Annotated in this window: 5 protein-coding genes and 2 pseudogenes; 5 read left to right on the top strand and 2 right to left on the bottom strand. The window is 70.4% G+C overall.

Features of this window, described 5'->3' with window-relative positions:
- Positions 1-490 precede the first annotated feature (490 nt).
- The 3 genes and pseudogenes from AOQ53_RS22715 to AOQ53_RS22705 all read left to right on the top strand — a co-directional run.
- Positions 491-886: pseudogene (locus tag AOQ53_RS22715) on the top strand (SDR family oxidoreductase); the annotation flags it as partial.
- Positions 887-939: 53 nt separating this feature from the next.
- The gene (locus tag AOQ53_RS22710; protein WP_059419967.1) at positions 940-1,428 is read left to right on the top strand and encodes a hypothetical protein; all 489 of its coding nucleotides are present in this window, start codon (positions 940-942) and stop codon (positions 1,426-1,428) included.
- Between the two features lie 2 nt (positions 1,429-1,430).
- Positions 1,431-2,336, top strand: a complete 906-nt coding sequence (locus tag AOQ53_RS22705) for a hypothetical protein (protein ID WP_059419966.1) — start codon at positions 1,431-1,433, stop codon at positions 2,334-2,336.
- Here AOQ53_RS22705 and AOQ53_RS41480 read toward each other — a convergent pair.
- Positions 2,318-5,470, bottom strand: a complete 3,153-nt coding sequence (locus AOQ53_RS41480; protein ID WP_236711758.1) for a CHAT domain-containing tetratricopeptide repeat protein — start codon at positions 5,468-5,470, stop codon at positions 2,318-2,320. The two genes, AOQ53_RS22705 and AOQ53_RS41480, sit on opposite strands and share 19 nt — an antisense overlap.
- A 120-nt stretch (positions 5,471-5,590) precedes the next feature.
- Positions 5,591-6,211 (bottom strand): annotated as a pseudogene (locus AOQ53_RS22700) (allantoicase); the annotation flags it as partial.
- A gap of 227 nt (positions 6,212-6,438) precedes the next feature.
- On the opposite strand from AOQ53_RS22700, the gene AOQ53_RS22695 reads away from it, so the two are divergent.
- Positions 6,439-7,647 (top strand): IS701 family transposase, encoded by a 1,209-nt coding sequence (locus AOQ53_RS22695; protein WP_167745755.1) that lies wholly within the window; start codon positions 6,439-6,441, stop codon positions 7,645-7,647.
- Positions 7,648-8,479: 832 nt separating this feature from the next.
- Positions 8,480-8,650, top strand: a complete 171-nt coding sequence (locus AOQ53_RS44805; protein WP_167745754.1) for a hypothetical protein — start codon at positions 8,480-8,482, stop codon at positions 8,648-8,650.
- Positions 8,651-8,852 lie beyond the last annotated feature (202 nt).

Below are 8,852 nucleotides of genomic sequence, written 5' to 3'. Positions count from 1 at the left end.
TCCTCCGCCACCGCATCCTCCTGCCCTGACAGACACCCAACGTCACCACCAACTACGGGCCAGAGCCGCTCGTTTGACAGACCCCGCAGCGTTGTTGGGCCATCCGGCAAGGTGGGCGAGGCTGATCGCCAGGCTGCGGAGGGTTGTCAGCGCAGACTGCCAATGCGGCCCTGGCAGATGTCTTCTCCCAAGGTCACGTCACGGACGAGGTGCTGGCCTCGATGGTCCATTGGCCGCGAACGCAGCGGGCGAGAGTGGCTGTGTCGGCGGTCTCGGCGGGGACTATGGTGGCGGCGAGTTCTGCGTCCGCGTGGATGTTTCCGTCACCGCGGCCGGTGGTGTACCGCTCGACGAACAGGGCCTGGGTCGCGTGAGGGAAGTCACCTGGCCGTCGGCGAGGGTACAAACTCGCCAGCAGCTGGCGCGCCAACTGGAGCCGTGCGGTCTGCGGATGAGGGGCCTCGCTCGGCCCCGCGGTGAACTCCACAAGTTGAACGTGCGCGGGGTGTTCCTAACCTCGCAGGCGGCAGCCGTACGGATGCAGTCCGGTGGGCGGATCATCACGATCGGCACGTGCATGACCCAGCGGGTGCCTGGGCCGGGCGGGACGCTGTACGCGACCAGCAAGGCCGCGCTGATCGGCCTGACGAAGGCACTGGCCCGGGCGCTGGGAGGGCGCGGGATCACGGCGAACATCGTGCACCCCGGTCCGATCGACACGGACATGAATCCAGCGGACGGGGTGTATACGGCGGGCCAGGCGGCGATGACGGCGCTGAGGCGTTTCGGGACAACGGACGAGGTGGCGGCGACGGTCGCGTATCTAGCGGGGGCGGATTACGTGACGGGAGCGGAGTTCGCGGTGGACGGCGGGCACGCGGCCTGAGAGCGCCCACGGAAGCGGTATCGTCGTTGCGATCGTGCCGAGGGGGAGGTCCTGTGTCGCAGACGATCGGCGAGCTGGCCACGGTGGAAGTCCGGACCATGACGGCGCCATCGGCGGAGGAGGCTGTGTCCACGCCGACGGTCGTGCTCGACTCCTCCGGCGAGGCGTGGAAGGTGATCGTCGGCGGTATCGGCTATCCCGCTGTGGTCCTCGCGCGGGGCACCCTCCTCACCGACGTGTCCGCGAACCAGGCACTGCTGCGTACGGTGGTCAGGACGGTCCCCGGGGTGGTGGTGGTCGACGACGGCCGGGTCGCCGGGTTCGTGCCGCGCGAGCAGCTGATCGACCTGCTGGTCATGGGTGGCCGTGTACGCAACGACCTGGGTTCCGACCCACTGCTGCACGGTGAGCCGAGGACGGTCAGCGGTGCGGTGCGGGTGCGCTGCCGGACCTGCCGGACGATCAACTCCTACGACTTCTACCTGCCGGGGGACGAGAAGCCGTGCGAACAGGGTCATCCGCTGGATCCGGACCTGGACTGACCGTGACGGGCCTGTTCGACTCCACCAGCGGCGTGCTCGGCCGCCGCCTGTTCACCACGACGTGGGTACCGGTGTTCGTCTTCGGCGCGCTGGTCACCGTGCTCGTGCTGTCCGCCACCGGATGGTCGGAGACGCGCGGGCGCTGGGACAGTCTGTCGGCCGACCTGCGCGGGCTCGCGATCGTGCTGTTCCTGGCGGTGACCGTGCTGCTCACGCAGTTGTTCGCGGCTCTCCGGCCGGGGGTCATCCGTCTGTTCGAGGGGTACTGGGACACCGTCCCGCTGCTCCGCCGGATCGCGCGGCGGTGCGCGCGGCGTCTCGACGATCCGGTCGAGCGGAGCAGGCGGCCCTGGAGTCTGCCCGCCCCCGAAGAGATGCTGCCGACGAGATTCGGCAACATCATCCGGGCCGCCGAGCAGGAGGCGAGGCGCTACGGCATGGACGCGGCGACGGCCTGGCCACGGCTGTACGTGACGCTGCCGGAGACGTTCACGGCGCATTTCGCCGCGGCGTCGGGCGCGGTCGATCTGGCCGTCACGATCAGCTCGCTGGGCGCGGTGTTCGCCGTCGTCTGCGGAGTCTTCGCGGCGGTCGCGCTGCCCTGGTACGCGGCTGTGTGCTGTGCCGGCGGAGGGGTGCTGACCTGCTGGCTTGGCCACCAGGCCGCGGTGCGTGCCGCGGTTGCGTACGGAGAGCTGATCCGCACGGCTTTCGACGTGCACCGCTGGCTGCTCCTGGACGCGATGGGCCTGACCCGGCCCACCAGCCTGAGCGCGGAGCGCGAGCAGTGGCGGCAGATCCACCAGGTCTGGCAGCGGGGGGTGCCGGACGCGGGTCAGGCCCACCTCCTCGGCTACCCGCCGGTCTCCGAACAACAGTCGGATCAGGGTCAGGTACCGAGCACGTAGAACCACGCCCAGTGCTCGGGCCGGGCGAACGGGCGAGCGGCGTAGCCCGGCCCGTCGGCCTGCTCCGGCAGAGCCCGCCACTCGGCCTCCGCCGACCCGGGCCCGCCCAGCAGCAGCTCGGCGGTGTACGCCTTCCAGATCCGGTGGCCGTCCTGTTCCCCGGCTGCACTGTGGGCGACGGCGACCGCGAACGAGGCCAGCTTCGGCCGGTGTGCGCCATCGTGATGGTGCACCGCCCAGTCCACCAGGTCCCGTGCGGACAGGGAACGCATCCGGTTCTGCGCGGCGGCGAGTACCGAGCCCATCCGTACCGGGCCTGTCGTGCGGGTCAGTTCGTCGTGCAGCCACGTCATGAGCAGAGCGGAGGTCAGGTCGCCGACCGGCTGCCGACTGACCACGATGGCGGCCGCACCGGCGGCCAGCAGTGCCCGGCCGAGTCCCGCCAGCTCGTCCCCCTGCTCCACCTGGTGCGAACCGCTCCGGCAGGCGCCGAGCACGACCACGGCGCCGGACCAGTTCATCGCGGCCAGCCGGTCCGGGCCGATCAGCTCCGTGCCGCCGCCCGGGGTGGCCAGCCGCAGTCCGCTGCGCTCGGGGCGACGGGCGTTGAACGTGGCGTGGCAGGCCAGGTGGACGAACGGGGACCGGAGACCGGCCAGCCCGTCGGCGAGCCAGTCCGCGGTCACCTCATCGCCGTAGGCGGCCGGGACGCCGAGGCGCGCCGCGGCGTGTTCGCCCTCCGCCCGCGCGTACGGCAGATCGCCGACCGGGTCCGCGCCGACGAGTGCGGCACCGGTCACCGGCTGCCACCGGGCGGCTCCGGTGGAACGCAGCAGCGATGCGCTGGGCAGCAGCTGAGTCGCCGCCCGCGGCCGTGGCTGCCCGGCCTCGTCCACTCCGAGATGGAGAGGGGCCTTGTGAAGCTGCCTGTGCGGCACGACGTAGAGCGGGCGGCCCGCGGCGGCCCGGTCCAGCCATTCGGCGAGCGTCCGGTGCACCGGATGCTCCAGCACCGCGGACGGGTCGGCCGGGGAGTGCTGCGACTCGGCGGCGAGCAGGCGCGTGAACTCGTCCAGCCCGGTGCCCTCGACGTCGTCCAGCCGGTGGGCGGTGAGCGTCTCGCCGGAGGCGACGAACGCGTGCAGGGCATGACGCCCGGCGAAGAACTCGACGAGCACCGCGTCGTCCCGGGACGCGAGCAGCGCCGGCAGCTCTTCGGCTGCGACCGGCTCGGCCAGTCGGTGGGCCCGCAGTCCGGGGTGGGTTGTCTCCAACTCGTTCCACATGGCCAGGAGTTCGGCGCGCAGCTCGTCGGTCCGGGTGCTGCCCCTTTCGTGTTCGGCATAGACCGCCCCTGAGCCGAGCCGGTCGAGCAGTTCCTGCCACAACTCCGCTTCCCTGGCGAGCGCGGGATCGTCGGTGGCGAGCGGCGGCGGAGCCGTGCGAAGGGCGTCGAGGACGGTACGCGATTTGATCCGCTCCAGTGAGGCGAACGCCTCGGCCACGCGACCGAGATGCAGCGCCACCTCGGCGTGCTCCTCGTACGGCGGCGGCCCGGCCGAGGTGTACCCGCTGAAGGTGTCGGTCTCGCCCTTGTGCCGGCGCATCTCCTCGAAGGCCGTGCAGGCATGGTGCAGAGTGGCCAGCGTCTCCTCGGTGAACCGTCCCTGCTCGAACTCGAGCAGACCCATGTGACGGCTGACCGCATACCGTCCGATGGCGGAGGGGTCGCTTTCCCGGAGCTCGGTGAGGCGCTCGGTGAGCTCGGCTTCCTCGGGGGTGCCGGGTTTCGTACGGTCTGTCAGCCTGAGGGCCGCCAGCCACGGGACGAGCGAGGGGATGTGCTGCCTGGCCTGTTCCGCAGCCTCGCGCTCGTAGGAAGCGGCCAGCTCGTGCGCCCCGTACGCCTCGCACGTACGGCTGAGCTGATTGCTGATCATGGCGGCGGTGTCGTCCGCGACGTCGGCTCGGGCCACTCGCAACAGCGCCCGAGCCCACACCAGTCGCTCCAGTTGCTCCGGTGCCCAGGGACGCGCCTCGAGGCACCGGTACATCGTGTAGACGAGCTCGCCGGAGGCATCACCGAGGTGGGCGGCGACCGCGGCCGCACGGTCGAACAGCTCACCGGCACCACGGCTGTCTCCGCGCTGGCCCGCCAGGTTCCCCAGCACGAACCACACCACGGTCAGCTCCTGGTGGGCTTCGATCCGGGACAGCAACTCCTCGGCGGCACGCAGACGTAGCTCCGCATCCGTGTGCCGGTGCTCACTCATGAGCCTTGTGCCCTCGGCAAGATGTGTTTCGGCGGATGCGCGGGCCACCTCGACGATCGCGGACTCGAACCGGCTGCGGTTCTCCGCCTCGGTCCGGCGTACGGTGTCGGGGAACGCTCGATAGTGTGCCTCGTCCACGTCGGAGAACAGATCGAGGGCCAGGTCGTGCGCCTTGACGAACGCCGGGCCGGACTCGGCCGACCCACGGTCGCGGCAGAGTTCCGCCAGCCGCAGCCAGGTCCGGTATGCCTCACGCTCCTGGCCCGAGGCGGCGTACACGTCCGCCGCCTCGCGCAGCCTGTCCACGCCTTCGGCGGTTCGGTTCCGGCGGAACAGCTCCTCGCCCAGGCCGCTCAGCGCGGTGCCGCGCAGATCGTCCGCGCCGGGTTGGTCGAGAACCTCGGCGTACCGGTCGACGGACGCCTCGTGGCCGGCGGCGCGCAGTGCGGTGGCATGTCCCAACAGCGCAACCGCGAGGGGGAGTCCGTTTCCATGGGGCCTGACCAGCTCGACCAGTCCGCCGCTCATACGGACGGCGTCCTCGATCCGGCCCGACTCCGCCATGACGGTGCTCAGCGTGTTGGCGGTCCCCACGACGAGTTCGAGGGAACCGACCCGGAACGCCAGGTCGTGGCCGAGACGGCCGTACTGCATAGCGTCGGTCCACCGCTCGTCGGCCCGCGCGCACGTGACGAGCAGCGAGTAGACCGTGACGGCCAATGGATCCGCGTCCCGGGCATCGGCGAGCCGGGCCGCCTTCCGCAACAGCACCTCGGCGTACTTGGTCCGCCCAAGCTCCAGCATCTCCTGTGCGTACCGCACGAGCCCTTCCAGCTCAACGGTCCCGTCCGCATCCCCCATACACGCATCGTATGTGCCCGGCCCACGGATGGTCATCGCCCTTGACGGACCGGTCGGGCCGTCCTGGTGGAGCGTTCGGGCCTTGCCGCCGGGATCTCGACGGCAAGGCCCGAGGGCCCAGCCGCCCAGCTCCTGGTGCCGGGCCGCCGACTCCGACGCCCCCCGCTCCGTCAGCGAACCGAACAGCCGCAGTCGCGAGATGCCCCCATCGGGATAGATGTCCACGCGTGCGTGCCGACCGCCGGGGTCGGCAGGACGACGCGGTGGTTGGTGTCGGGCTGCAGGCGGGTGCGCGGGAGGACTTCCGTCCACTCACCGTCCTCGCCGTCCTTCACCGACACCGACGCCCAGCCCGCGCTGTTGCCCTTCAGGTACGCCGTGTCGATCTCGATCGCGCGGATCTGGGACTGGGCCGCAAGCCGGTAGCGGATCCAGCCGTTGCTCTGGTCGCGGCGGCGGGGTCTCCCAGCCGTCGTCCATCTTGCGGGAGCGGCCCGGCTGGATGGTGTTCGTGGCGGGCGAGTAGAAGAGGTTGGAGGCGTCCTCGGCCTGGCCGCCGTTCTCCAGGGTGACGACGTCGAAGGTGCCCAGGGTCGCCAGCCACTGCGGGTCCGGGACGACCTCGCCGTACACGCGCAGGCCCGCGATGCCGCCGTCGGGGTGCGGGTTGACGCGCAGGTGTGTGAAGCGCTGCTCGACCGACACGGCGAAGCCGTTGGCCGCGTGGCCGCTGACCGGCGTAGGCCCGTGTCTCATGAGTACATGCTGAGCGCGAAGAACGCACCTTCGGCACCCATCTCGGCCACGGCCTGAGCGTCGAACAGGCGACGGCCGCACACCGCCTAGTAGGGCTTGGTCAGGTTTACTCGCCGGTGGCGTGTCTGTTTGATCGGGTGTGTCGTTGACCGGGTGTGCTGGGTGGGGAGTTGGCCGCGGTCCGATGTGATCTGGAGGACTTCGCGGCAGAGATGTTCGAGCCGTTCGCGCGGGCGGATCAACGCCGGTGGGGCGGGGTGTATCTGCGGGGGCTGCTGCTGGACGGGCGGCGCAAGTCGGTGGAGCCGATGGCCGCCCGGCTGGGCGAGGACGGCAACCGGCAGGCCCTTGCCCACTTCATCACCTCCAGCCCGTGGGAGGCGGCGCATGTGCGTGCCCGCCTGGCCTGGCGGATGCAGCAGGTGATCAAACCGACCGCACTCATCGTCGATGACACGGGCTTCCTCAAGGACGGAGACGCGTCGGCGTGCGTGGCCAGGCAATACACCGGCACTGCGGGCAAGGTCACCAACTGCCAGGCCGGAGTGTCGCTGCACCTGGCCTGCGATGGTGCCTCGGCGGCCGTGGACTGGCGCCTGTTCCTGCCCGAGAGCTGGGACCCCGCCTCACCGAAGGCCGATGCGGCCAAGGTGGCCCGCCGCGCGTCGTGTGGCATCCCCGAAGAGGTCGGCCATGTCGAGAAGTGGCAGCTGGCCCTGGACATGATCGACGAGACCAGGTCGTGGGGCATCGAGGTCCCCCTCGTCGTCGCCGACGGTGGCTACGGCGATGCCGCAGCCTTCCGGCTGGGTCTGGAAGAACGCGGGCTCAGCTACGCAGTCGGCATCTCCACCACGACCACGGCCCAGCCGGAAGCGGCACGGCTGCACACTCCGCCTTACGGCGGACGCGGCCCGCGGCCCCAGCCTGTCTATCCCGAGCCGGCCCAGACGGTGAAGAAGCTGGTCATCGAGGCCGGCAGGCGGGCCGCCCGGCCGGTGCAGTGGCGGGAAGGCTCACGGCCCGGCAGCGGGCGCAGCGGTTTGAAGCGCATGTACTCACGCTTCGTGGCCCTGCGGACCCGCCCCGCGGGACGCGAGATCCGCAAGGCCGCCGACGGCCCGCAACTGCCGGTGCGCTGGCTGCTGGCCGAATGGCCCGCGACCGAGCCCGAACCCGTGCAGTTCTGGCTGTCCAACCTGCCCGCCGACACCCCGCTGGCCACCCTCGTGCGCACCGCGAAGCTGCGCTGGCGCATCGAGCACGACTACCGCGAGATGAAGCAGGCCCTCGGCCTGGCCCACTTCGAGGGCCGCACCTGGAAGGGCTGGCACCACCACGTCACCCTCGTCTCCGTCGCACACGCCTTCTGCACCCTCCAGCGCATCACCCGATCCCCAAAAGAGACGGCGTCGGCCTGAGCCTCTACAAGGTCACCCGCGAACTGCAGATACTCCTCGCGATCTGGACCGGCGCCTGCCCCACCTGTCACCGCAACATGCCAGAACCGATAGCAACTTGACCAAGCCCTACTAGGACATCCCGGATCTGACCCCGACCGATCGTTATGCGGCACACAGGCCGACATCTTGGTTCAGGTCGCCTCAACACCGGTCCGGCTTCTCCACGGCTGTGTGCGCCACGGGGCAGGGCACCAACGTGCCGGCGTTCGGGTCGATCTGCAGTAGGTGGCCGAGCGGCGCCGCCCGCTGTGGGCCCTCGATGCGTTCGCCGACGCGCCAGCCCATCCCGATGGGGGTGGCGGGAACAGACCGGAGCCACTATCAGACCCGGAGCGGTTCATTGCAGGCCGTGGCGACACTTCCGGCCTGGACCGCCTCCCCTCGAAGGTCCGACTCCGGGAAGCCCGCCACCGCGCCAAACGCACCGCCTAAGAACCCCTGGGCTAAGCCTCATGGGGGTATCGGCCGCGAGGCGCCCCGGATTCCTGGAACCCGAGCGTTTTGGCACGCGGAGGATTGAACTAACAGCCCGCTGTCTGGCGCACTCGCTTCGCTGACGGCGTGCGCGAAGACACCTTCCTTGGTTGTCGTCGGCATCATCCTGAGAACCCTGGGTCGGTGGGGCACGCCGTCGGCGGAGGCCGCCAGCACCCTGGTGGCGGCCTGGTGCGCCGGGGCCGTCACGTATCACCCCGCGGCCGACGCGACATCGAGCACAGGCACAGCGTGTCCTGCCGTAGCCGAGAGAACACGCAGATCTCGCACGGTTCCTTCCAGGAGGCATCCCGTCATGGTCCTCTTCCTGATCCTGCTCATCGCCGGAATCGCTCTGGTGGCCATCGGCGCGGCCGTCGACGGCATGCCCTGCCTGATGTCCATCGGCGTACTGCTTCTCATCGTCGATCTGCTCTACCTGGCGGCTCGCTCCATCTGGCGCTCCACCCGGCGCCCGGCCCGCTGACCGGCTCCCGAATGCCCCGGACCAGTTCCGGCCTGACAGCACAACAGCCAGGCGCAACCGTTGGTGCAGGGGCACCCGGCGCAGTTCAGCGGCCTTGAGCTCACGAAGCCCTCGGAGGGACCTTGGGTTCTAGGAGCAACGCCGTTCAGTTAGGCGTGGGGGCTGTTCGTCAAGGCTGGTGAACGAGGCAGCGGAGCTGCTG

Origin of the sequence: Streptomyces azureus (assembly GCF_001270025.1) — a bacterium.
Classification (GTDB): domain Bacteria; phylum Actinomycetota; class Actinomycetes; order Streptomycetales; family Streptomycetaceae; genus Streptomyces; species Streptomyces azureus.
Note: the sequence above shows the minus strand (reverse complement) of the source record. Positions and strands in the feature narration are given on the sequence as shown.

Excerpts from the sequence above, each read along its gene's own strand:
- AOQ53_RS41480 (WP_236711758.1), bottom strand. The coding sequence starts at position 5,470 with ATGGGGGATGCGGACGGGACCGTTGAGCTGGAAGGGCTCGTGCGGTAC.
- AOQ53_RS22695 (WP_167745755.1), top strand. The coding sequence starts at position 6,439 with ATGTTCGAGCCGTTCGCGCGGGCGGATCAACGCCGGTGGGGCGGGGTG.
- AOQ53_RS44805 (WP_167745754.1), top strand. The coding sequence starts at position 8,480 with ATGGTCCTCTTCCTGATCCTGCTCATCGCCGGAATCGCTCTGGTGGCC.